This is a genomic window from Limimaricola sp. AA108-03 (genome assembly GCF_050847355.1).
Lineage (GTDB): Bacteria > Pseudomonadota > Alphaproteobacteria > Rhodobacterales > Rhodobacteraceae > Limimaricola.
The window spans coordinates 224,903-247,732 of record NZ_CP193756.1 but is presented as its reverse complement, the minus strand read 5'-3'; the positions used below and the strand labels follow the sequence as shown (position 1 = coordinate 247,732).

The window sequence follows — 22,830 nt, the reverse complement described above, 5'->3', positions numbered from 1 at the left end:
CCCCCGCGGTGCAGACCGCGGGGGTTTTCTGCATTCCGTGAGAGATGTCCCATGCTGACCGGCTCATGGGTTCTGGACGCGTTCGTCATATCCAATCTCGCGACGTTCGTGCTGACGGTTTTCGTCTTCGCCGTGCAGGAGGCGCGGCGGGCGGATTGATCATCGGGCCCGCATTTGGAGGAGGGGCGGGCCATCCCACCAAATTCGAGGAGGACCGAAGGTGGACGATAGCGTATGGGTCAACTGGGCGATCATGGCGGCGTCCATGGCCGCGCTGATCTGGCTTGGATGGCGTGCCGGCCGGGTCGTGCGGATGGGCGGCGACGACGAGAGCGGCTTTCTCGTCGCGGGGCGCTCGCTCGGGCCCTTCGTCGGCGCCTCGACGATCGTGGCGACCGGCTTCTCCGGTTGGGGCTTCATGGGCTCGCCCGGCGTGGCCTACGAATTCGGCGCGATCGAGCTACTGGGCAATTTCATGTTCGCCCCGGCTATGGTGATTGCGGTCCTGTTCTTCTCGCGTTTCCTGTCACGGCGGGCTGCCGAAATGGGCAGCTGTACGATCCCCGAATACGCTGCGAGGCTGCATGCCGATGGCGGGTTGGGTCGGCTCGTGCAGGGGGTGGCCGCGGTGATCACCATCGTGCTGCTGCTCGTCTTCCTGACCAGCCAGATCAAGGCCGTGGGCATCCTCGCCGCCGGCTGGCTCGACCTGCCCGAAAGCTGGGGAGCTGTGCTGATGATCTCAATCATCATCCTCTACACGGTGCTGGGTGGTCTGACGGCGGTGGCCTGGACCGACACGCTGATGCTGCTCGGTATGGTTCTGGCGGCAGTTATTATCTGCACGCAAATCTTTAGCGATCTCACTCCCGCAGAATTGGTCGCGGCTTTGCGTCAGATCGATCCTAGTCTGATCAACCCGGAAACCTCCGCACCCTACGGCCAAGCTAGGGGCGCGGTTTTTTTGGTCTTGCCTTACGCTTTCCTATTCTCAGCCGTATTGCCGTACATGGCGGTGCGTTTCCTAGCCTTTCGTCCCGATGTTAAGCCGCATGTGGTCGCGATGTACGTGGCGCCCTTTGGTTGTCTCCTATCGCTTATCCCCGTAGTGGGCCTTTACATGCGGGTCCGGATGCCCGGGCTGGAGCAGGCGGATCAGGCCATGCCGGTTTATCTGCAGAGCTTCCTGCACCCCGCGCTCGGCGGCTTCATCACGCTGTGCATCCTCTTCGCGATGCAATCGACCGCGAACTCGCTACTGCACACCGTCGCCTCGGCGGCCTCGCATGATCTGCGCCGGGCGCTGCTGCCCGGCCATGAGAACCCGGCCACGGTCCTGTTCCTCAACCGCGCGGCGGTGGTGGTGTTCGGTCTCGCCGGTCTCTTGATGATGTTCTACGCACCGCCCTTCTTCCTGTCCTGGCTGGGCATTCTGGGCACCGGCACCTTGCTGGCGACGCTGGTCGGGCCGATTTTCGTGTCGAGCTTCTGGCGCGGCAATGGCTGGGGGGCGCTGGCGGCGATGGGCAGCGGCTTCGTGACCTCCGGCGGCATGCTGCTTTGGAGCGAGGCCGGCTGGGTCGTGGGCCCGCTGGTCGGCTGCGCCGTCTCGAGTTTGCTTTATGTCGCGGTCAGCTTGGCCACCTCGCGCAGCGGCGGGTTGCAACGCGCCTGAGAGACATCGCATTTCGCGGGAAAGGGCGGCCATCGGCCGCCCTTTCTCGTCTGCCCGTCAGACCGGCGCGCGCTGCGCGGCATTGGCCTGCCGCCAGGCCTCGGGCGTCGTGCCCTCATGCTGCCGGAAGACGCGGATCAGGTGCGACACGTCGCAAAAGCCCGCCTCGGCGGCGATGCGGGTGACGCTGTAGCCGGGGCGGGCGAGCAGGAAACGCGCATGGGCGAGCCGGACCTTGAGGAATGCCGCCGCCGGGCTCAGACCAAGCGCCTCGCGCATGTGCCGCTCGAGCTTGCGGCGGCTGACCCCGAGCCGTTCGGCGACATCGCCCACGCCGGGCGCCGCGTCGAGATTCTGCTGCATGTGCAGGAGCGCGCGCCGCACCAGCGGATCGCGGGTCTTGAGATCGAGCGGCAGGCCCGGCTGCGGATCGTCGGCGGCCATTGCCTCGTCTATGATCATGATGTGCAGGCTCTTGCGCGCGGCCGCCCGGCCGATATGCCGGTCGATCAGGTGGGCGGCGAGATGCGCGGAACTCGCGCCGCCCGAGCAGGTCAGCCGGTCGCGATCCTCGACGAAGACCCGGTCCGAGACGGGAACGAGCCCGTCGAACTGCTCGAGGAAATCGTCGTGGTGAAACCAGCTGACGCAGCAGCGGTACCCCTTCATCAACCCGGCCCGGTGCAGGATGAAGGCGCCGGTGCAGACCCCCACCAGCGGCACCTTGGCTGCCGCGGCGCGGCGCAGGAAGGCGATCTCCTCTGGCGGCAGACCGCCTTCGTCGATCAGCCCGCCGATCACCACGATGTAGTCGAAGCGGCGGGGATCGCCGAGCCGCTCCTCCGGGCCCACGGTGACGCCGCAGCTGGACCGGACAGGGGTCGGATCCTCGGAAATGACACGCCAGCTGCACAGGATCGGCCGCGACCTGTCACCCTCATCGGCGGCCAGTCTCAGGACATCGACGAAACTGGCGAAGGCCGAAAGCGTGAAACGCCGCGCCAGCAGGAAGCCGACACGCAGGCGGGGTCGAGGAGGGGCCGTGGCCAAAGCGGTGTTCATGTCGCAATCATAACGTCAATCTGGCGCATCCATCCAGCCATGGATGCAGGTTTCATGGCATGAAGGAAACAGAAAAGCTCCCTTCCCGAGGATCGCGCCATGCCCCGCTATTCCGCCTTCGCCGTGGTGAAGAACGCGCTCACCGGTCACAAGGGCTGGCGCGAGCAATGGCCGGATGCGGAGCCCAAGAAGCAGTACGACGTCATCATCGTCGGCGCCGGTGGCCACGGGCTCGGCGCGGCATACTACCTCGCCCGCGAACACGGCATCACCAATGTCGCGGTGATCGACAAGGGCTGGCTCGGCGGCGGCAACACCGGGCGCAACACCACCATCATCCGCTCGAACTACCTCTATGACGAGAGCGCGAAGCTCTACGACCACGCGCTCGATCTGTGGGATGGGCTGAGCCAGGAACTGAACTACAACGTCATGTTCTCGCGGCGCGGGGTGATGATGCTGGCGCACAACGTCCACGACGTGCAGTCCTTCCAGCGCCACGTGCATTCGAACCGGCTGAACGGCGTCGACAACCGCTGGCTTTCGGCCGAGGAGGCCAAGGAATTCTGCCCGCCGCTCAACATCTCCCGGGAGGCGCGCTACCCGGTCATGGGCGCGGCGTTGCAGATGCGGGCGGGCACGGCGCGGCACGACGCGGTGGCCTGGGGTTATGCGCGGGCGGCGGCGGCGAGGGGTGTCGACATCATCCAGAACTGCCCGGTGATCGCGATCCGGCGCGGGCCCGACGGGGCGGTGACGGGGGTCGATACCGCCAAGGGCTTCATCGGGGCGAAGAAGGTCGCGGTCTCGGCGGCGGGGCACACGAGCGTGGTGATGGAGAGCGCGGGCGTGCGGATGCCGCTCGAGAGCTTCCCGTTGCAGGCGCTGGTCTCGGAGCCTGTGAAGCCGGTGTTTCCCTGCGTGGTGATGTCGAACACGGTGCACGCCTATATCAGCCAGTCCGACAAGGGCGAGCTGGTGATCGGTTCGGGCACCGACCAATACACCAGCTATTCGCAGCGCGGCGGGCTGCCGCTGATCGAGCACACGGTGGCGGCGATCTGCGAGATCTTCCCGATCTTCAACCGGATGCGGATGCTGCGGAAATGGGGCGGCATCGTCGACGTGACGCCGGACCGCTCGGCGATCATCGGCAAGACACCGGTGCCGAACCTCTTCGTCAATTGCGGCTGGGGCACCGGCGGCTTCAAGGCGACGCCGGGCGCGGCGCATGTGCTGGCGCACACGGTGGCCACGGGCGAGCCGCATGCCCTCAACGCCCCCTTCACGCTGGACCGCTTCCGCACGGGGCGGCTGATCGACGAGGCGGCGGCCGCCGCCGTCGCGCATTGAGGTGACGACATGCTGCTGATCCATTGCCCCTATTGCGACGAGACCCTGCCGGAGCTGGAATTCGCCTATGCGGGCGAGGCGCATGTCATTCGGCCCGAGGACCCTTCGGCGATGTCCGACGAGGAATGGCGCGACTTCCTGTTCATCCGCACCAATGCGCGCGGCCCGCATTTCGAGCGCTGGCGCCATGTCCATGGCTGCGCGCGCTTCTTCAACGCGGTGCGCGACACGGTGAGCGACCGGTTCCTGATGACCTACAAGGCGGGCGAACCGCGCCCCGATCTTTCAAAGCTGGAGGCCGCGTAATGAGCCAGTTCCGCATTCCCGGCAAGGGCCGGGTGAAGCACGACGAGACGGTGATGTTCAGCTTCGACGGCAAGTCCTATGAGGGGCTGCGCGGCGACACGGTGGCCTCGGCGCTGCTGGCGCATGGCGTCCACCTGATGGGTCGGTCGTTCAAGTATCACCGCCCGCGTGGGCCTGTGACGGCGGACTCCGCCGAGCCGAACGCCCTCATCGGCACCTCGCGCGGGGGCGGTGAGAAAGAGGGGCGGTTCGAGCCCAACACGCGCGCCACGGTGCAGGAACTGCGGCAGGGGCTGGTGGCCGAAAGCCAGAACCGGCTCGGCTCGCTCGCCTTCGACTTCGGCGCGGTGAACGACGCGCTGCACCCGCTCTTCCCGGCCGGGTTCTACTACAAGACCTTCATGTGGCCGCGCAGCTTCTGGGACAAGCTCTACGAGCCGGTGATCCGCCATGCCGCGGGTCTGGGCCGGGCGCCGACCGAGGTCGACCCGGACCGCTATGCCTCGCGCTACCTGCACACCGACCTGCTGGTCGTGGGCGCCGGGCCGTCGGGCCTCATGGCCGCGCTCGCGGCGGCGCGGGCGGGCGTGCGGGTGACGCTAGTGGACGAGAACCCGGAGATGGGCGGCGCGCTGCTGTCCGATCCGGGCGTCGAGATCGACGGGCAGGGGGCCTGGGAGTGGCTCGATGGGGCGCTGTCGGAACTCGCGCGGCTCGGCGTGCGGCTGATGACCCGCACCACGGCGATCGGCTACTACCACCAGAACATGATCGGGTTGTGCGAGAAGCTGACCGACCATCTCGACGAGATCCCCGCGAACGCCCCGCGCGAGCGGATGTGGCGGGTGCGTGCGACGCGCGTGGTGCTGGCGCAGGGCGCGCTGGAAAAGCCGCTGGTGTTCCACGGCAACGACCGGCCCGGCGTGATGCTGGCCGGCGCGGCGCAGAGCTACCTGCACCGCTGGGGCGTCAAGGTCGGCGAGCGGGCCGTCATCGTCACCTCGCATGACAGCGCCTGGTACGCGGCGTTCGATCTGGCCGAGGCGGGCACCAAGATCGTCGCCATCGTCGACACCCGCGACACCCCGCGCGAAGACCTGCGCGCCGAAGCGCGGGTGCGCGGCATCGAGGTGCTGGCCGGGCACACCGTCACCGGCACGCGCGGCCGGCTGCGCATTTCTTCGGTCACGGTGAACCCGGTCGAAGCGGGCCGCGTCGGCGATCCCCGCATGATCCATTGCGACTGCCTGCTGATGTCGGGTGGCTGGACGCCGTCGCTGCACCTGTTCTCGCATACCAAGGGCAGCCTGCAATGGGACGAGGAGAGCCGGACCTTCCTGCCCGGGCGGATGACCGAGGACTGCCACATCGCGGGCGCGGGGCGCGGGCTCTGGGGCTATGCCGAGGCGCTGGCCGACGGGGCGAAGGCGGGGGCAGAGGCGGCGACGGCGCTCGGCAGGGCGGCCGGGGCCACGACCCTTGCCGTCGCGCATGACCGGCCCGGCACGGGCGAAAGCCACAAGGAGCTGCCGACCGATCGCAAGTCGAGCCGCGTGCGCGCCTTCATCGATTTCCAGAACGACGTCACCGCCAAGGACATCCGCCTCGCGGTGCGCGAGGGGATGCGCTCGATCGAGCACGTCAAGCGCTACACCACCAACGGCATGGCGACCGATCAGGGCAAGATGTCGAACATGAACGGGCTGATGATCGCCTCGGACGCGGTCGGCAAGGCGCCGCCGCAGGTGGGCCTGACCACCTTCCGCCCGCCCTACACGCCAACCACTTTCGGCGCCTTTGCGGGCTACCACAAGGGCGCCACCTTCGAGGTGACGCGGGCCACGCCGATCGACCCTTGGGCCGAGGCCAACGGCGCGGTGTTCGAGCCGGTCTCGCTGTGGCGGCGGGCGTGGTATTTCCCGCAAGGGGGCGAGGACATGGAGGCGGCGGTGGCGCGGGAGTGCCTGGCCACGCGGGCCTCAGTCGGCATCTTCGATGCCTCGACGCTGGGCAAGATCGAGGTGGCCGGGCCGGACGCGGTCGAGTTCATGAACCGGATGTACACCAACCCTTGGACCAAGCTGGCGCCAGGGCGCTGCCGCTACGGCGTGCTGCTGGGCGAGGACGGCTACATCCGCGACGACGGGGTGATCGGGCGGCTGTCGGAGGACCTGTTCCACGTTACCACCACCACGGGCGGCGCGCCGCGGGTGCTCAACATGATGGAGGACTACCTCCAGACCGAGTGGCCCGATCTCGACGTCTGGCTGACCTCGACCACCGAGCAATGGGCGACCGTGGCGCTGAACGGGCCCAAGGCCCGCGAGGTGCTGGCGGGGCTGGTCGAAGGCTGCGACATCTCGGCCGAGGCCTTTCCGCACATGTCGGTCGCCGAATGCCGCGTCGCGGGCTTCCCGGCGCGGCTGTTCAGGCTGAGCTTCACCGGCGAGCTGGGCTTCGAGATCAACGTGCCGGCGCGGCACGGGCTGGCGCTGTGGGAGGCGCTGATGCAGGCGGGCGAGCCGCACGGCATCACCGTCTACGGCACCGAGACCATGCATGTGCTGCGCGCCGAGAAGGGCTTCATCATCGTCGGGCAGGACACCGACGGCACGGTGACGCCGGAGGATGCGGGTCTGGGCTGGGCGATCGGCAAGGCGAAGCCCGATTTCGTCGGCAAGCGGTCGCTGGCGCGGCCCGATCTCGTCGCCCCGGGGCGCAAGCAGCTGGTCGGTCTCCTGACCGAGGACGGCGCGGTGAAGCTGGAGGAGGGGGCACAGATCGTACTCGACCCGGGCCAGCCCAAGCCGATGAAGATGGTCGGCCACGTGACCTCCTCCTATCACAGCGCCACGCTGGGCCGCTCCATCGCCATGGCGCTGATCGAGGGCGGGCGCGACCGCGAGGGCGAGACGGTGCATGTGCCGATGCCCGAGGGCGTGGTGCGGGCGAAGATCACCTCGACCGCCTTCTATGACCCCGACGGCGACCGGCTGAAGCTCTGAGGAAGGCGCGATGATGACCAAGCAGACGCATGATTTCCAAGTCGTCCAGGGGGCGGCCGCCCTGGTGCGGATCGAGGAGCTGGCCCCGGTCGCGCGGTTCTCGCTCCGGGTGCGCGAGGCGCATCGTGCCGCGCTCGCGCAGGCGCTCGGGCTTGACCTGCCGGAGCGGGTCGGCGCGGCGGCGCGGTCGGGCGGGCGGGCGGCGCTCTGCCTCGGGCCGGACGAATGGCTGATCCACGCGCCCGAGGCGGAGGCCATCGCCGCCGCCGGGGCGAGAGCCTATGCGCAGGCGCCGCATGCGCTCGTCGAGATCTCCGACCGCGAGATCACCTTTGCCGTCAGCGGCCCGGCAGCGCGGGAGCTACTCTCCATCGCCTGCCCGCGCGATCTGGAGCGGCTCGCGCCGGGCCGGGTGGTGCGCACCGTCTTCGACACCGCGCAGGTGGTGCTGTGGCGCGACGGGCCGGACGCCTTCCGCCTCGACGTCTGGCGCAGCTTCGCGCCGCATGTCCGGGCATTGCTGGAAACCGGCCGCGTGGAGCTCGACGCCGCCTACTGAGCCGAACCGACCTATCACACCAGTTTCACCCTCTGCCGACCGCCTTCGGGCGGTCGCCGGAGAGGGCATGTCTGCAGCCAAGGGAGACACCCATGCTCGACGCTTCCATGAACGACCGGATCTCCGACAACGCCATTGCCGATGCCATCGCGCGGGAACTGACCCGCCAGCAGCGGCAGATCGAGCTCATCGCCTCGGAGAACATCGTCAGCCGCGGCGTCCTGCGCGCGCAGGGCTCTGTTTTCACCAACAAATACGCCGAAGGTTACCCGGGCCGGCGCTACTACGGCGGCTGCGAGCATGCGGATACGGTGGAGGAAATCGCGCGCGACCGGCTGAAGCAGCTCTTCGGCGCGGCGCATGTCAACGTGCAGCCGCATTCCGGCGCGCAGGCCAATCAAGCGGTGTTTCTCGCGCTGCTGAGCCCCGGCGACCGGATCATGGGGCTGTCGCTGGCCCATGGCGGCCACCTCACCCACGGCTCGCCGGTCACCATGTCGGGCAAGTGGTTCGAGGTGGTTTCCTACGAGGTCGAAGAGGACAGCCATCTCATCGACATGGAGAAGGTCCGCGGGAGGGCGCTGGCCGAGCGGCCCAAGCTGATCGTCGCCGGGGCTTCGGCCTATCCGCGCGAGATCGATTTCGCCGGTTTCCGCGCCATCGCCGAGGAGGTCGGGGCCTGGCTGATGGTCGACATGGCGCATTACGCGGGGCTGATCGCGGCGGGTCTCTATCCCGACCCGCTGCCGCATGCGCATGTGGTGACCTCGACCACCCACAAGACGCTGCGCGGCCCGCGCGGCGGGGTGATCCTGACCAATGACGAGGGGCTGGCCAAGAAGTTCAACTCGGCGGTCTTCCCCGGCAATCAGGGCGGGCCCCTCATGCATGTGATCGCCGCGAAGGCCGTGGCGTTCGGCGAGGCGCTGCAGCCCGAGTTCAAGGAATACGCGGCCCGGGTCATCGCCAATGCCCGGGCGCTGTCCGAGACGCTGAAGGCGGGCGGCTTGGGGATCGTGTCGGGCGGCACCGATTGTCACATGGTCCTCGTGGACCTGCGCCCGATGGGCGTCACCGGCAAGGCGGCCGAGGTCGCGCTCGAGCGCGCGGGACTGACCTGCAACAAGAACGCAATCCCCTTCGACCCGGAAAAGCCCTTCGTCACCTCCGGGGTTCGGCTGGGCAGTTCGGCAGGGACCACGCGCGGCTTCGGCGAGGCTGAGTTCCGCCACATCGGCGCGCTGGTGCTGAAGGTGGTATCGGCGCTGTCGGCGGCGCCCGAGGGCGACGCGGATGTCGAGGCGGAGGTGCGCGCCGAAGTCGAGGCGCTCTGCGACGCCTTCCCGGTCTACGGTTGATCCGATGCCGGTATCGGTGTTCGAGATCTTCAAGCCCGGCATCGGGCCGTCCTCGTCGCACACGATGGGGCCAATGGTCGCCGCGGCGCGGTTTCTCAATGGCCTCAGAGGCGGCGCGGAACGGATCCCCGGCGCGGGCGAGGTGGCCTCGGTGCGCGTCTCGCTGCATGGCAGCCTCGCCTTCACCGGCAAGGGGCATGCGAGCGACCGGGCGGTGGTGCTGGGGCTCCTGGGCCAACGACCCGAGACGCTCGATCCGGACGCTGCCGAGGGGTTGATCGATGGATTGCGTCAAACCCGCACGCTTCACCCCGAGGGGTTGCCGTCGCTCGGTTTCGACCTCGACACCGACCTGCTGTTCGATTACGGCCCGGCGTTGCCGCTTCATGCCAACGGCATGATCTTCCGCGCCTTCGACCGGGCCGGGAACCCGTTCCTGACCACCACCTACTACTCGGTCGGCGGCGGGTTCGTGCAGACCGAGGCCGAGCTCGTGGCCGCGCGCGAGGGTCCGGCACAGCCGGGTGGCGAAGCGCTGCCGCATCCTTTCCGCTCGGCGCGCGAGATGCTGGCGATGGGCGAGGCAGCAGGGCTCAGCATTGCGGCGATGACCCGTGCCAACGAGTCGGCGCGCGGGGTCCGCGATCTGGATGCGCGGCTCGATGCGTTGTCGGCGACGATGAATGCCTGCATCGACCGGGGGCTGTCGCAAGAAGGCATTCTACCGGGCGGGCTGAAGGTGAAGAGGCGGGCGAAGGCGATCCAGGCGGCGTTGCGCGCTGAGACCGGCAACCGCCCCGCGCCGCATGTCGCCAATGAATGGATGAGCGTCTACGCCATGGCGGTGAACGAGGAGAACGCCGCCGGCGGGCGGGTCGTCACCGCACCGACCAACGGCGCGGCTGGCACGGTGCCGGCGGTGCTGCGCTACTGGCTCGACCATTGCGATGGCGTCACCGAGGCGCGCCGCCGCGACTTCCTGCTCACCGCTGCCGCGATCGGCGGGATCATCAAGACCAACGCCTCGATCTCGGGCGCCGAGGTCGGCTGTCAGGGCGAGGTCGGATCGGCCTCGGCGATGGCGGCCGCCGGGCTGTGCGCGGCCATGGGCGGCAGCAACGCGCAGATCGAGAACGCCGCCGAGATCGCGCTCGAGCATCACCTGGGAATGACCTGCGACCCGGCGGGCGGCCTCGTGCAGGTGCCCTGCATCGAGCGCAACGCGCTCGGCGCGATCAAGGCGGTCTCGGCGGCGGCGCTGGCGCTCAGGGGCAACGGCACGCATTTCATGCCGCTCGACAACTGCATCAAGGTGATGCTCGAGACCGGGCGGGACATGAACACGAAGTACAAGGAAACATCCACAGGCGGTATCGCCGTCAATCTCCCGGAGTGCTGAAATCATGAGCCATCTGATCGTTACCGGAACCGGCCCGACCCGGCGCGGCCTCGTCGCCGCCATCTCCGGCGGTCTGTCGGGTCTGGGCTGCAACATCCTCGACAGCGCACAGTTCAACGACGAGGAGACCGGCCAGTTCTTCCTGCGCATGGTGATCCGCCCCGAGACGGGGGCCACGCGCCGCGACCTGGAGACGGCGCTCGCCGGGATCTCGGCGCAGACCGGCCTCGCGCTCGAGGCGCATGAAGCGCCGGCGCGGATGCGGATGATCGTCATGGTGTCGAAGTTCGGCCATTGCCTGAACGACCTGCTCTATCGCTGGCGCATCGGCGCGTTGCCGGTGGAGATCGCCGGCGTGATCTCGAACCACGAGGCCTATGCGGCGACGGTCGAGGGCCATGGCCTGTCGTTCCACCACATCGCGGTGACGCCCGAGAACAAGCCCGAGGCCGAGGCGCGGATCATGGCGGTGGTCGAGGAGGCCGGGGCCGACCTGGTGGTGCTGGCGCGCTACATGCAGGTGCTCTCGGACGGTCTGTGCGCGAGGATGGCCGGGCGGATCATCAACATCCACCATTCCTTCCTGCCCTCGTTCAAGGGCGCCGTGCCCTACAAGCAGGCCCATGCGCGCGGCGTGAAGCTGATCGGGGCCACGGCGCATTACGTGACCGCCGATCTCGACGAGGGACCGATCATCGAACAGGACACGGTGCGGGTGACGCATGCGCAAAGCGCGGGCGACCTGGTGGCGCTCGGACGGGACGTCGAGGCGCAGGTGCTGTCGCGCGCGGTGCACGCCCATGCCGACCGACGGGTGTTCCTTAATGGCGGCAAGACGGTGGTGTTTCCCGCCTCGCCCGGCGCCTTCGCGTCCGAGCGGATGGGGTGAGCGCGTGCCCGGCCGCCGGGCCGACCGGGCGGAGCCGGGTCAGACCAGCCGGCGCTTCTCATCGGGCCGGTCGAGGCGCGCGGTCATGCGAGTCTCAGCCTCCGCGACTTTCGGCTCGGACCGGGATCGCCGTCGGCCCCTCGCTGCGTGGCGAGACGAAGCTCATGGCCAAGGTGGCGGCCCGGCGGGTAGCGACGGGGCCGGCCATCCTCGGTTGCCGGTGCTTAGAAAGAGGGGAATGGCGGATCCGCGGGCCAGGACCGTGTAGCCCTGCTGCTGCGCTTCGCGCGACAGGGCCGTCACCCCGGCGAGCAGGGCGAGAACGGCACAGGTCGCTGCGGCGACCTGCCGCGCGGAGGCCGCCGGACCCTCAGGCGCCGATGACATTGTGCTCGGGGCCGAACGGGAAGCCGGTGATGTTCTCCACGCCGTCCTCGCCGATGACGAGGATGTCGTGTTCCCGGTAGCCGCCCGCGCCGGGCCTGCCTTCAGGGATCATCACCATCGGCTCCATCGAGACGACCATGCCCGGCTTGAGCTCGGTTTCGACATCCTCGCGCAGCTCGACCCCCGCCTCGCGGCCGTAATAGTGGCTCAGCACCCCGAAGCTGTGGCCGTATCCGAAGGAGCGGTACTTGAGCAGGTCCCAGTCGCGATACATCGCGTTGAGTTCCGCCGCGATGTCCATGCAGCGGGCACCGGGCCGGATGAGCTCGAGAGCGCGCTCATGCACCTTGACGTTCTTTTCCCAAATATCGAGGCTGGCCGCGTCGACATGCTCGCAGAAAAGCGTCCGCTCCAGCGCCGTGTAGTAGCCGAAGATCATCGGGAAGGTGTTGAGGCTCAGGATATCGCCCGACTGGATCTTCCTGTTGGTCACCGGATTGTGGGCGCCATCGGTGTTGATGCCGGACTGGAACCAGGTCCAGGTGTCCATCAGCTCGACGAAGGGAAACGACTTCGCGATTTCACGGATCATCGCGTTGGTTCCGGCAATCGCCACCTCGTGCTCGGGCACGCCCGTCGCGACGGCCTTGGCCACCGCCCAGCCGCCGACATCGCAGATCCGGGCGCCTTCTCGGATCAGGGCGATTTCCTCGGCGGACTTGATGGTGCGCATCCACATCGAGGGCTGGCCGACATCGACGAACTCCACCCCCGGCAAGGCCTCCGCCAGCCGCTCGCGGTATTCGATCGAGACATGGTCGAACTCGATGCCGATCCGTTTCGCGCGCCTGGTTAGCTCGCGGACCGCGCGATAGAAGTTGTCGCGCCGCCAGTCGGTGTAGGTGACGTTGTTGCCGAAGCTGCGGCGCCAAGGCTGGCCACCATCGATGCCTGCCGAAATGGTGGTGGCGGTGTCGTGATCGACGACCATGCCGTACTTCCGGCCGAAATAGCAATACAACCAGCCGCTGTAGTAATTGATGCAGTGGTATGAAGTCAGCAGCGTCGCGTCGACATCGTTGCGACCCATCCATTCGCGCAATTCGGTCTGGCGGCGTGCCATCTCATTGTCGGAAAACGGTGAATATTCCTTTTCCCCATTGTGCCATTCCATGATGTGCAACATGCCGTCCATGGCCGGAACTCCTCCTTTCGAACCGCGATGCGTCCTGCATATCGAGGAGGGAGACACGCGTGAAATTAATAGCCTTCATTCAGACATAAGGGGTGATAATGGTAAACCGGCCCGGTCCTGCCTCTAGGCACGCGTTCGGGTCGGCAGGCGGTAATGCGACACATCCGCCGTGATCTTCTCGATCAGCTTGAGCGCCGCCTCCGACATCCGGACATGCTTGTAGAACAGGCCGACATAGACCTTGGAGAGCTTCGGAAATCCGTCGCTGGCAGTGAGGAGGCGCATGCCGGGCTGCAGCGTCTTGCGGGTCAGCGCGCTGACCCCCATGCCGTCCACGACGGCCCGTTGCAGGGCGGATATGCCCTGACTTTCGAAGGACACGTGCCAGTCCCGGCCTTCGGCGTCCAACGCGTCGATCATGCGCTTACGGTAGAAGCAGCCGTCGGGATGCGCGACGAGTTTGAGTGGCGTGGCCGGATCGATCTTGAAGTCGCGCGCGCAGGCCCATACCGGGCGTTCGGACCAGTAGACGGCGACATGCGGGGCCGGCATCGAGTCGGCGACCGCGATGGTCAGATCGAGCGCGTCGGTGTGCAGGGCCGACAGGAGCGCGGGACTGCGATCGCAGCACACGTCGAGCAGCACGGCCGGGTTCTCCCGCGAGAAGGCGGCGATGATGCTCTGGAAGTAGCCGATCGAGTAATCCACAGGCAGGCCGATCCTGAGCGTGCCCGAATAGGATGACTGCTGCAGGTTGGCGACCGCGCGGTCGTTGAGCCGCAGGATCTCGCGCGCATAGCCCAGAAGGGTCTGGCCATCCGGCGTCAACTCGACCCGCTTGCCCATGCGCGAGATCAACCTGACGCCCGTCACCTCCTCGAGCCGCTTGATCTGCAAGGACACCGCTGGCTGCGTCCGGCCGAGCAGCCGGCCCGTATCGGTGTAGTTCCGCAGGTCGACCACGGTCACGAAGGTCCGCAACAGGTCGGTCTGCAGGTTGGTAAACTTGCGCATTATCAGCAATCCTTATGCAAAAATTTCTACAATAAATTTTTTTGCATGAGCAAGCTGTCTTAGCGTCAGGGAACAATGAAACAGGGGGATATCATGCCACGCACCACAGTTTTCGCCGCCGAAATGGCATGGCCGGATTATCAGGAGCGGGTCCGCTCGGGCGACGTGCCCATCCTGATCCCGCTCGGGTCGATGGAACAGCACGGCCACCACATGCCAATGCATGTCGATGTCCTCTTGCCGATGGAATTCGCGCGCCGCACCGCGGAAAAAACGGGCGCCCTGGTCGCGCCCCCCTTTACCTACGGATACAAGTCGCACCAGAAATCCGGGGGCGGAAATTTCTTTCCCGGCACCACCAGCCTCGATGGCGCGAGCCTCGTCAATGCGCTCAAGGATGTGGTCAAGGAATTTGCACGCCACGGCGTCCGGAACGTCTGTATCGTGAACGGACATTTCGAGAATTCATGGTTCATAACCGAGGCGATCGACCTGGCGCTGCGCGAACTGGACTGGAGCGGGGTCAAGGGGATCAAGGTGGTCGTCCTCTCCTACTGGGATTTCGTGGACCCGACCTCGATCGAGAAACTCTATCCCGAGGGTTTCCTTGGCTGGGACATCGAGCATGGGGGGGTATTGGAGACATCATTGATGCTGCGCCTTCACCCGGACCTCGTCTCGCTACAGGACGCGGTCGAACACGCGCCGGCCAGTTTTCCCCCCTATGACGTCTACCCTGCCCAGCCGGGCTGGACCCCGGCCAGCGGCACCCTGTCATCGCCCAAGGATGCGACGGCGGAGAAGGGAGACATCCTGCTCGAGGTCTGCACCGATGGAATCGTGGCGGCGCTGCGGAAGGAATTCGCTCGCCCCGCCGTGCTGGCGAATGTCGGCTGACCGGCGCGTCGGCCTCGACCGCGCGCTGCCGGCACCGCGAACCGGCCGGGGGAAGCGTGGTGCCTGAACGGCCATCCCCGGTGGCAATACCAATCAGCCCGGGCCCTCGGGCGGGCCTGGTCGGCGCCCACACGATCCCGGTGAAGCGGGATCATCCGAACTTAGCGGAACCGCACGCAGAGGCGGCAATCAAACGCGTCATGAGCGCGATCAGGGAGTTACCATGTCCTTTCGTCCGGAATTGCTGAGGGGGGTCAACCCCCACACGACATTGGTCTCGGCGGCCATCATCCTTATCTTCGTCGCTCTCGTGCTGGCCTTTCCCGAGCTGTCGGCCGGCTGGATCGACGCGGCCAGAACAGTGGTCACCTTTTTCTTCGGATGGTGGTACGTGGCGCTTTCCGGCGTCTTTCTCGTTTTCCTGATCGGGGTGGCGCTGAGCCGATACGGTGCCATTCGCCTCGGAGATGCGGATGACCGACCGAAATACGGCTATTTCACCTGGTTCGCGATGCTCTATGCTGCGGGGCAGGGTATCGGCATCATCTTCTGGTCGATCGCCGAGCCGATCTTCCACTATTCCGGCGGCACGCCCTTCGCCGCAGACCAGGGGAACGCGGCGGCGGCGGAGATGGCGCTGCAGGTCAGCTTCTTCCACTGGGGGCTCAACGCATGGGCCTTCTACTGCATCGTCGCGTTGGCTTTGTGTCTGGTCACCTACAGGTTGAAGAAGCCCATGGGCATCCGCTACACGCTCTATCCGCTGTTCGGCGACCGGGTCGAGGGGACGCTTGGGACCGTGATCGACGTGATCGCGGTGTTCGCGACCGTTTTCGGCATTGCGACCTCGCTGGGGCTGGGCGTGACGCAGATCAACGCGGGCCTTAACCACATCGCGGGCATCCCGATCTCGGGCGAGGTCCAGCTTCTCCTGATTGCCGCGATCACGGCGGTCGCTATGTGCTCGGTCCTCTCGGGGCTGGATCGGGGCATCAAGTGGCTGTCGCAGGGCAACATGTGGCTGACGATCCTGCTGCTGGTCTTCTTCTTCGCCTGGGGACCGACACGCTACCTGCTGTCGAGCCTGGCCGATGCGACGCTGTCCTACGCGGCGAACCTCGTCGCGTTCAATCTCCACGTCGAGACCCCCGCCGCGGAAGCGACTGGCTGGAGCGACATGTGGCAGGGCTGGTGGACCACCTTCTACTGGGGCTGGTGGATGTCTTGGGCTCCCTTCGTCGGCGTCTTCGTGGCGCGCGTCTCGCGCGGCAGGACGGTGCGCGAGTTTATCTTCGGCGTGGTCGGCGTCTCGTCGCTTTTGTCCTTCGTCTGGATCGCGGCCTATGGCGGCACCGCGTTGTGGGCGGAGCTGTTCGGAACCGGCGGCGTGTCCGAGGCGGTGAGCGCGAATGTCTCGATGGCGCTCTTCGCGACCTTCGAGGCGATGGAGGTGGGGACCGTCGGCGTCGTGGCCGGCGTGCTGGGCACGATCCTCGTGACCACCTATTTCGTGACCTCGTCGGATTCGGGCACGTTGGTCGTGGCGACCATCCTGAGCAAGGGGGATCCCAATCCGCTGTTCCGCCACCGCGTGATCTGGGGCAGCTTCCAAGGCATCGTGGCGGCGGTGCTGCTAGTCGCAGGCGGGAACGCGGCGCTGAGTACCCTGCAGACCGCGGCCATCATCGCAGCGCTGCCCTTCTCGGTGATCATGGCTCTGATGTGCATCGCGATCCTCCGCTGCCTCTCGCGCCAGCCCGGCAAGCCGGAACTCGGTGCCTGCGAAGAGGTGGCCTGATCTCTCGTCTCCGAGCGGGCGCACAGGTGCGCTCGCCCGGGGACGCAGGGCCTTCATACGACCCCCGCGAGCTGCGTGCGCAGCCAGTCGCAGATCGCCTCGAAGCTTCGTCCGGCGCGCGCGCTGCGATGGCGGGCCCGCAGGTAGCCATGCACCAGCTGCGGCTCGTTGCGCCATTCGGCGGCGACCCCGGCGGCGACGAGCTTGTCGACATAGGCGGGGCCGTCGTCGCGCAGCGGGTCGACATCGGCGGTGACGACGAGGGCCGGGGGCAGGCCTGCGAAATCCTGGGCGCGCAGCGGCGAAAGCTCGGGATCGATCTCGCGCAGCCTCGTGTCGCCGCCGGTCAGCACCCCCGCGTAATGGACGAGATCGGCGGTGCGCAGTAGCGGCGCCTCGGCGTTCTCGGCATAGGAGGGCGCGGACATGTCGCCGCCCAGCCCGGGATAGATCAGGCATTGCGCGAGCGGCATCGGCCCTTCCATACGCCGCATGCGCAGGCACAGGGCCGCCATCAGCGCCCCGCCCGCACTGTCGCCCAGCACGAAGCCGGGGCGGTTCACGCTCTCGGCCCGCCAGACCGTCTCCACGTCATCAAGCTGCGCGGGATAAAGATGCTCGGGCGCCAGACGGTAATCGACCGCGAGCAGTTCTGCCCCCGTGGTCTGCGCGATCTCGGCGCAGACGTCGTCATGGCTGTCGAGAGAGCCCACGACGTAGCCGCCGCCATGCGCGTAGAGCAGGAACGGCCCCGTCGCACCGCGCGGGCGGTAGCGGCGGATCGGCACGCCCGCTACCGCCGCGTCGGACACCGCGACGTCCCCGGGCCGGAGGCTGCGGAACACCGCGCACATCGCGTCGTAATGGCGGCGGTTCTCGGCCGTCGATGCGGTGTTGGCCTCGGCCGGGTAGGCGGCTTCGGTCTCGGCGATGAAGCGCAGGATCTCTGGGTCGGTCACGCGCATCTCAGATCTCCCCACGGCGGGCAAGCGCGGTATCGAGCCAGTCCGCATCCATCTGCGGCACCGAGGCGAGCAGGGTCTCGGTGTAGGGGTGGTGCGGGGGCGCGAACATCTCGTCCCGCGGGCCCTGCTCGACCACCTCGCCGTTTTGCATCACCACCACGTGGTCGGCGATGGCGCGCACTGTCGCGAGGTCATGGGTGATGAACATGTAGCTCAGGCCCCGCTCCTCCTGCAGGCGCCGCAGGAGGCGCAGGATGCCATCGGCCACGAGCTGGTCGAGCGCGCTCGTCACCTCGTCGCAGACGATGAGCTTGGGCTCGGCGGCCAGCGCGCGGGCGATGCCGATGCGCTGCTTCTGCCCCCCAGAGAGCGCGCCGGGCAGGCGGTCGATGTAGCTGTCGGGGTCGAGCTCGATCGCCGCCAGCAGCTCGCGGATTCGTGCCTCCTGCGCCGCGCCCCTGAGTCCGAGGTAGAAGCGCAGCGGGCGGCCGATGATCTCGCGGATCGTCTGCTTGGGGTTCAGCGCGGTGTCGGCCATCTGGTAGATCATCTGGATCTGCCGCAGCTGGTCCTTGGATCGCTCGGCGAGCCGGTCGGGCAGGGGCGCGCCATCGAGCTCGACCTGTCCCGTGCTGAGGGGCAGAAGGCCAGTCAGCACCCGCGCCGTGGTCGATTTACCCGAGCCGCTCTCGCCCACCACCGCGACGGTGCGGCCCTTGGGGATGTCGAAGCTGACATCGCGCAGCACCCGCGTGCCGCGCACGTATTCGGCCGAGACCTTCGACAGCCGCAGCACCGGGGTTTTGCCTTCGGCGGGTGCCGGGCGGGCAGCGGCATCGTGGCTGCGCACGGCCCAGAGCGATTTGGAGTAGTCCTCGCGCGGGGCGGAGAGCATGGCGCGGGTCGGCTGTTCCTCGACTTCCTCGCCATGGCGCAGGATCTTGATCCGGTCGGCCATCTGCGCGACCACCGCGAGGTCGTGGGTGATGTAGATCGCTGCGGTGCCGAACTCGCGAACCGCGTCGCGGATCGCCGCCAGCACCTCGATCTGCGTGGTGACGTCGAGCGCGGTGGTCGGCTCGTCGAATATGATGAGGTCGGGACGACAGGACATCGCCATCGCGGTCATCGCGCGCTGCAGCTGTCCGCCAGAGACTTGGTGCGGATAGCGAAAGCCGATCTCGCCGGGATTGGGCAGACGCATCCGGGCATAGAGTGCGCGGCCCTCGGCCTTGGCCTCGTCGCGGCCCCTGATGCGGTGAATCTCGGTCGGGGCTTCGGAAAACTGCCGGATCAGCCGGTGCGCCGGGTTGAAATTGGCCGCCGCCGATTGCGCGACGTAGGCGATGCGCCGACCGCGCAGACCGCGCCTGCGGCGTTCCGACAGTGCGAGGAGGTCTTGCCCGTCGAAGTCGATTGAGCCGCCGGAGATGCGGGTGCCGTCGCGAGCATAGCCCATGGCGGCGAGGCCCAGCGTCGATTTCCCGGCGCCGCTCTCGCCGATCAGGCCGAGGATCTCGCCGCGCTTCAGCTCCAGATCGACGCCCTTGACGATCGGGGTCCAGCTTCGGCCCTGCCGGCCCTCGATCCTGAGATCGCGGATGGTGAGGAGGGGATCGGTCATCTTGAACCTCTCAGTCCTTGAGGCCGGAGGCGCGATGCAGCACCCAGTCGACGACGAAATTGATGCTCACCGTCAAAAGCGCGATGGCGGCGGCGGGCAGGAGCGGGGTGATGTCCCCGAAGGTGATGAGGGCCGCGTTGTCGCGCACCATGGAGCCCAGATCGGCGGTGGGCGGCTGGATGCCGAGCCCGAGGAAGGACAGCGCGGAGATCGCGAGGAACACGAAGCAAAAGCGCAGGCCGAACTCGGCGATCAGAGGGGCCGTGGCATTAGGCAGGATCTCGCGGCGCATCAGCCAGCCCAACCCTTCGCCCCGGAGCCGCGCGGCTTCGACGTAATCCATGACTACCACGTCCATCGCCACGGCCCGCGCGAGGCGGAACACGCGCGTCGCCTCGATCACCGCGATGACGATCACGAGGTTGACGATGCCGGTGCCGTAGATCGACAGCAGCAAAAGCGCGAAGAGAAGCGCCGGGATCGCGATCAGCATGTCGACGAGCCGCGACAGGAGCTGATCGACCCAGCCCCCCGTCACCGCAGCCAGAAGCCCGAGCCCCGCACCCGCGCCGAAGGCCAGCACGGTCGTGGCCAAGGCGATGCCGAGCGAATTGCGCGTGCCCCAGATCAGCCGCGAGACCATGTCCCGGCCCAGGTTGTCGGTGCCCAAGGGGTAGGCGCCGCCCCAAGGCTCGAACTCCGTGCCGACGATCTCGGTCTCGCCGAAGGGTGTGATGAGGGGGGCGAAGAGGGCGACGAAGATGTAGAGCCCGATCACCACGATGCCGAACCAGGCCGTCGGCGGAGCGGTCTTGATGTCAGTCAGCGTCATCGGTCATTTCCTGTGCATCAGCCGGGGATTGGTGGCGATGGCCAGCAGATCGGCGGCGAGATTGAGCAGGATGTAGATGCCCGCGAAGATCAGGCAGGCGGCCTGCACCACCGGGATGTCGCGCTTGGCCACCGAGTCGACCATCAGCTGTCCCAGCCCCGGAAAGACGAAGACTACCTCGACGATCACCACGCCGGTGATCAGATAGGCAAGGTTGAGCGCCACCACGTTGATGATCGGAGACAGTGCATTGGGCAGGGCATGGCTCAGGATCACCCGCGCGGGCGAGGCGCCTTTGAGCCGCGCCATCTCGATATAGGGCTGAGCCATGAGGTTGATGATCGCGGCGCGGGTCATCCGCATCATATGCGCGGTGACCACGAGCACCAGCGTCAGCGCCGGAAGGAAGGTCCGGTAGAGCATGGTGCCCAGATCCGCGCCGCTGCCGAAGTCGGCAATGGAGGGAAACAGCCCCCATTTGACCGAAAAGAACAGCAGCAGGATATAGGCCACGAAATACTCGGGAAACGAGATCGAGCTGAGCGTCGCCACGTTGACGAAGCGGTCGAACCAGCTGTCCCTGTAGAGCGCTGCGAGAAGCCCAAGTCCTAGCGCCAGCGGCACCGAGATCGCGGCGGCGTAAGCGGCGAGGAACAGCGTGTTGCCGAAGCGCGCGGCCAGTAGTTCGCCGATCTCGCGACCATTGGCGAGGGAGATTCCGAAGTCGCCCCGAAGCGCGCCGCCGAGCCAGTCGAGGTAGCGCAGATGCGCCGGCTGATCGAGTCCCAGCTCGCGGCGGAAGGCCGCGACCGTCTCGGGCGTGGCGGACTGGCCGAGGATCTCCTCGGTCAGGTCGCCGGGCAGAAGCTCGATCGCGAGGAAGATGAACAGCGAGATCGCGAAGAGGGTCAGGAGCCCGAGCGCCAACCGCTGCAACGTCATGTGCAGGAAAGGATGCATGTCAGGCGGGCTCCCCGAGCGGCCAGCCGATGTCGCGGATCGGGCGGCCCGCGTGATCGGGCGCGGGCAGGGCGCTCTGGCCCGGCGCCAGCGCGGCCAGCCGATCGGCCAGCGGCGCGCGCATCGGGCAGGCGCAGCCCGCTTGCGTATCGACATGCATCAGCATGTGCTCGGCCGTGGCCTGCACCGTGCCATCGGCATCGACCATCTCGTGATGCAGCCGGATGCGCTTGGCATCGAAGCCCAGCACGGTGGTGCATACGGTGAGATCCGTGCCCGCGGCGGTCTCGGCAAGGTGACGGATATGCGTCTCGACCGTGTAGACCGACAGGCCTTGCGCGCGGTAGGCGGCATCCATGCCGATATGGCCCAGAAAGGCGTCCGTGGCGTCGCCGAAGACCTGCAGGTAGCGGAATTCGGTCATGTGGTCGTTGTAGTCGAGCCAGTTGCCACCGACCTTCGCGCGGTGCAACTCCAGCGGTTCGGCGGGGTCGGGCGCAGCCGCTGCTGCGCGGGCATGGGCCTGCGCGAAAGCGCGCTCCTCCATGGCGCGCAGCGTCTCGCCCGCGCCCCAGCCATTGGCGCGCAGCGCGTGCAGGATGCCGATCAGGTTGTCATCGCGGATCCGCTCCAGCTCGCGGATCGTGTGTTGCCCCGATTGTGCGTCGGACTGCGCGGCGATCTTGGCCGACAGCTCCTCGGTCATTTCGGGCACGTCCATGAGCTTGGTCCAGGGCCATTTCAGCGCCGGTCCGAACTGGTCGATGAAGTGTTTCATGCCCGCTTCGCCCCCGGCGATGCGGTAGGTCTCGAACAGGCCCATCTGCGCCCAGCGAAGCCCGAAGCCATAGCGGATCGCGTCGTCGATCTCCTGCGTGGTGGCGATGTCGTCCTTCACCAACCAGAGGCTTTCGCGCCAGACCGCCTCGAGCAGCCGGTCGGCGATATGCGCATCGATCTCGCGGCGGATCTTGAGAGGGTGCATGCCGGTTTGCGCGAGAATGCCCGCTGCCCGATCGAGGATGGCGTCGTCCTCCGGCCCGGAACCCACCAGCTCGACCAGCGGCACGAGGTAGACCGGGTTGAAGGGATGGGCCACGAAGATCCGCTCTGGATGGGCAGCGCCCCGGCGCAGCTCGGAGGGCTTGAACCCGGAGGTCGAGGAGCCGATCAGCGCCTCGGGGGATGCCGCCGCCTCGATCGCGGCGAAGACCTTGTGCTTGAGGTCAAGCCGTTCGGGCACGCTTTCCTGGATGTACTCCGCGCCTTGGACCGCGCCGGCGATGTCGTCATGAAAGCTCAGCCGCCCCTCGGGCACAGGTGGTGCGGAGATCAGCCGCGCGCGGGCGCGGCGGGCGTTGTCGAGCACCTCGTCGATGATGCGGCGCGCTTCGGGGTGGGGGTCGTGAACGGCGACGTCGGTGCCGTCGAGCAGGAACCGGGCGATCCAACCGCCGCCGATGACGCCGCCGCCGATGCAGGCGACGCGGGAGAGGGTTCGGGTCATGCGATGGGCCTTTCGAGACTGTCGTTCGGGGCGCCCCGCCGCCGG

The 22,830-nt window shown here is 67.4% G+C and carries 18 protein-coding genes; 10 read left to right on the top strand and 8 right to left on the bottom strand.

Features of this window, described 5'->3' with window-relative positions; translation table 11 throughout:
- Nucleotides 1–220 precede the first annotated feature (220 nt).
- The gene (locus tag ACRAQ3_RS16855) at nucleotides 221–1,675 is read left to right on the top strand and encodes a sodium:solute symporter family protein (RefSeq protein ID WP_432256377.1); all 1,455 of its coding nucleotides are present in this window, start codon (nucleotides 221–223) and stop codon (nucleotides 1,673–1,675) included.
- 57 nt (nucleotides 1,676–1,732) lie between these two features.
- On the opposite strand, the gene ACRAQ3_RS16850 is transcribed toward ACRAQ3_RS16855, so the two are convergent.
- Nucleotides 1,733–2,737 (bottom strand): GlxA family transcriptional regulator, encoded by a 1,005-nt coding sequence (locus ACRAQ3_RS16850; RefSeq protein WP_432256376.1) that lies wholly within the window; start codon nucleotides 2,735–2,737, stop codon nucleotides 1,733–1,735.
- A 99-nt stretch (nucleotides 2,738–2,836) separates the two neighbouring features.
- On the opposite strand from ACRAQ3_RS16850, the gene ACRAQ3_RS16845 reads away from it, so the two are divergent.
- From ACRAQ3_RS16845 to purU, 7 genes are all read left to right on the top strand, one after another.
- On the top strand, nucleotides 2,837–4,090 hold the full coding sequence (locus tag ACRAQ3_RS16845; protein ID WP_432256375.1) for a sarcosine oxidase subunit beta family protein: 1,254 nt from the start codon (nucleotides 2,837–2,839) through the stop codon (nucleotides 4,088–4,090).
- A 9-nt stretch (nucleotides 4,091–4,099) separates the two neighbouring features.
- Complete coding sequence (locus ACRAQ3_RS16840; protein ID WP_432256374.1) at nucleotides 4,100–4,396, top strand: sarcosine oxidase subunit delta; 297 nt, start codon at nucleotides 4,100–4,102, stop codon at nucleotides 4,394–4,396.
- The gene (locus tag ACRAQ3_RS16835) at nucleotides 4,396–7,401 is read left to right on the top strand and encodes a sarcosine oxidase subunit alpha (RefSeq protein WP_432256373.1); all 3,006 of its coding nucleotides are present in this window, start codon (nucleotides 4,396–4,398) and stop codon (nucleotides 7,399–7,401) included. The genes ACRAQ3_RS16840 and ACRAQ3_RS16835 overlap by 1 nt, the downstream gene beginning before the upstream one ends.
- Nucleotides 7,402–7,414: 13 nt before the next feature.
- Entirely contained in the window at nucleotides 7,415–7,960 is a 546-nt protein-coding gene (locus tag ACRAQ3_RS16830; RefSeq protein WP_432256372.1) for a sarcosine oxidase subunit gamma, read from the top strand.
- 92 nt (nucleotides 7,961–8,052) lie between these two features.
- Entirely contained in the window at nucleotides 8,053–9,318 is a 1,266-nt protein-coding gene (gene glyA, locus ACRAQ3_RS16825; protein ID WP_432256371.1) for a serine hydroxymethyltransferase, read from the top strand.
- Nucleotides 9,319–9,322: 4 nt separating this feature from the next.
- On the top strand, nucleotides 9,323–10,717 hold the full coding sequence (locus ACRAQ3_RS16820; protein WP_432256370.1) for an L-serine ammonia-lyase: 1,395 nt from the start codon (nucleotides 9,323–9,325) through the stop codon (nucleotides 10,715–10,717).
- 4 nt (nucleotides 10,718–10,721) lie between these two features.
- The gene (gene purU, locus ACRAQ3_RS16815; protein WP_432256369.1) at nucleotides 10,722–11,606 is read left to right on the top strand and encodes a formyltetrahydrofolate deformylase; all 885 of its coding nucleotides are present in this window, start codon (nucleotides 10,722–10,724) and stop codon (nucleotides 11,604–11,606) included.
- Between the two features lie 370 nt (nucleotides 11,607–11,976).
- Here the strand turns inward: purU and ACRAQ3_RS16810 are convergent, their stop codons facing one another.
- Entirely contained in the window at nucleotides 11,977–13,188 is a 1,212-nt protein-coding gene (locus tag ACRAQ3_RS16810; protein ID WP_432256368.1) for a M24 family metallopeptidase, read from the bottom strand.
- A gap of 123 nt (nucleotides 13,189–13,311) precedes the next feature.
- Nucleotides 13,312–14,202 (bottom strand): LysR substrate-binding domain-containing protein, encoded by an 891-nt coding sequence (locus tag ACRAQ3_RS16805; RefSeq protein WP_432256367.1) that lies wholly within the window; start codon nucleotides 14,200–14,202, stop codon nucleotides 13,312–13,314.
- Nucleotides 14,203–14,295: 93 nt separating this feature from the next.
- On the opposite strand from ACRAQ3_RS16805, the gene ACRAQ3_RS16800 reads away from it, so the two are divergent.
- Together ACRAQ3_RS16800 and ACRAQ3_RS16795 are read left to right on the top strand one after the other, a co-directional pair.
- Nucleotides 14,296–15,099 (top strand): creatininase, encoded by an 804-nt coding sequence (locus ACRAQ3_RS16800; RefSeq protein ID WP_370162682.1) that lies wholly within the window; start codon nucleotides 14,296–14,298, stop codon nucleotides 15,097–15,099.
- A gap of 223 nt (nucleotides 15,100–15,322) precedes the next feature.
- The gene (locus tag ACRAQ3_RS16795; protein WP_370162683.1) at nucleotides 15,323–16,897 is read left to right on the top strand and encodes a BCCT family transporter; all 1,575 of its coding nucleotides are present in this window, start codon (nucleotides 15,323–15,325) and stop codon (nucleotides 16,895–16,897) included.
- Nucleotides 16,898–16,950: 53 nt separating this feature from the next.
- On the opposite strand, the gene ACRAQ3_RS16790 is transcribed toward ACRAQ3_RS16795, so the two are convergent.
- From ACRAQ3_RS16790 to ACRAQ3_RS16770, 5 genes are read right to left on the bottom strand one after another with little or no spacing between them, the layout of a single operon-like run.
- The gene (locus ACRAQ3_RS16790; protein ID WP_432256366.1) at nucleotides 16,951–17,862 is read right to left on the bottom strand and encodes an alpha/beta hydrolase; all 912 of its coding nucleotides are present in this window, start codon (nucleotides 17,860–17,862) and stop codon (nucleotides 16,951–16,953) included.
- A 1-nt stretch (nucleotide 17,863) separates the two neighbouring features.
- Entirely contained in the window at nucleotides 17,864–19,486 is a 1,623-nt protein-coding gene (locus ACRAQ3_RS16785; protein WP_432256365.1) for an ABC transporter ATP-binding protein, read from the bottom strand.
- 10 nt (nucleotides 19,487–19,496) lie between these two features.
- Nucleotides 19,497–20,318 carry an ABC transporter permease gene (locus ACRAQ3_RS16780; RefSeq protein WP_370162686.1) on the bottom strand — a complete coding sequence of 274 codons (822 nt, stop codon included), beginning with the start codon at nucleotides 20,316–20,318 and terminating at the stop codon, nucleotides 19,497–19,499.
- Between the two features lie 3 nt (nucleotides 20,319–20,321).
- Nucleotides 20,322–21,278 (bottom strand): ABC transporter permease, encoded by a 957-nt coding sequence (locus ACRAQ3_RS16775; RefSeq protein ID WP_370162687.1) that lies wholly within the window; start codon nucleotides 21,276–21,278, stop codon nucleotides 20,322–20,324.
- Nucleotide 21,279: 1 nt separating this feature from the next.
- On the bottom strand, nucleotides 21,280–22,785 hold the full coding sequence (locus ACRAQ3_RS16770; protein WP_432256364.1) for a carnitine 3-dehydrogenase: 1,506 nt from the start codon (nucleotides 22,783–22,785) through the stop codon (nucleotides 21,280–21,282).
- Nucleotides 22,786–22,830: the final 45 nt, after the last annotated feature.

What these genes read in the sequence shown, in the direction of transcription:
- ACRAQ3_RS16850 (WP_432256376.1), bottom strand. Translation starts at nt 2,737, where the DNA reads ATGAACACCGCTTTGGCCACGGCCCCTCCTCGACCCCGCCTGCGTGTC.
- ACRAQ3_RS16845 (WP_432256375.1), top strand. Translation starts at nt 2,837, where the DNA reads ATGCCCCGCTATTCCGCCTTCGCCGTGGTGAAGAACGCGCTCACCGGT.
- ACRAQ3_RS16840 (WP_432256374.1), top strand. Translation starts at nt 4,100, where the DNA reads ATGCTGCTGATCCATTGCCCCTATTGCGACGAGACCCTGCCGGAGCTG.
- ACRAQ3_RS16835 (WP_432256373.1), top strand. Translation starts at nt 4,396, where the DNA reads ATGAGCCAGTTCCGCATTCCCGGCAAGGGCCGGGTGAAGCACGACGAG.
- ACRAQ3_RS16830 (WP_432256372.1), top strand. Translation starts at nt 7,415, where the DNA reads ATGACCAAGCAGACGCATGATTTCCAAGTCGTCCAGGGGGCGGCCGCC.
- glyA (WP_432256371.1), top strand. Translation starts at nt 8,053, where the DNA reads ATGCTCGACGCTTCCATGAACGACCGGATCTCCGACAACGCCATTGCC.
- ACRAQ3_RS16820 (WP_432256370.1), top strand. Translation starts at nt 9,323, where the DNA reads ATGCCGGTATCGGTGTTCGAGATCTTCAAGCCCGGCATCGGGCCGTCC.
- purU (WP_432256369.1), top strand. Translation starts at nt 10,722, where the DNA reads ATGAGCCATCTGATCGTTACCGGAACCGGCCCGACCCGGCGCGGCCTC.
- ACRAQ3_RS16810 (WP_432256368.1), bottom strand. Translation starts at nt 13,188, where the DNA reads ATGGACGGCATGTTGCACATCATGGAATGGCACAATGGGGAAAAGGAA.
- ACRAQ3_RS16805 (WP_432256367.1), bottom strand. Translation starts at nt 14,202, where the DNA reads ATGCGCAAGTTTACCAACCTGCAGACCGACCTGTTGCGGACCTTCGTG.
- ACRAQ3_RS16800 (WP_370162682.1), top strand. Translation starts at nt 14,296, where the DNA reads ATGCCACGCACCACAGTTTTCGCCGCCGAAATGGCATGGCCGGATTAT.
- ACRAQ3_RS16795 (WP_370162683.1), top strand. Translation starts at nt 15,323, where the DNA reads ATGTCCTTTCGTCCGGAATTGCTGAGGGGGGTCAACCCCCACACGACA.
- ACRAQ3_RS16790 (WP_432256366.1), bottom strand. Translation starts at nt 17,862, where the DNA reads ATGCGCGTGACCGACCCAGAGATCCTGCGCTTCATCGCCGAGACCGAA.
- ACRAQ3_RS16785 (WP_432256365.1), bottom strand. Translation starts at nt 19,486, where the DNA reads ATGACCGATCCCCTCCTCACCATCCGCGATCTCAGGATCGAGGGCCGG.
- ACRAQ3_RS16780 (WP_370162686.1), bottom strand. Translation starts at nt 20,318, where the DNA reads ATGACGCTGACTGACATCAAGACCGCTCCGCCGACGGCCTGGTTCGGC.
- ACRAQ3_RS16775 (WP_370162687.1), bottom strand. Translation starts at nt 21,278, where the DNA reads ATGCATCCTTTCCTGCACATGACGTTGCAGCGGTTGGCGCTCGGGCTC.
- ACRAQ3_RS16770 (WP_432256364.1), bottom strand. Translation starts at nt 22,785, where the DNA reads ATGACCCGAACCCTCTCCCGCGTCGCCTGCATCGGCGGCGGCGTCATC.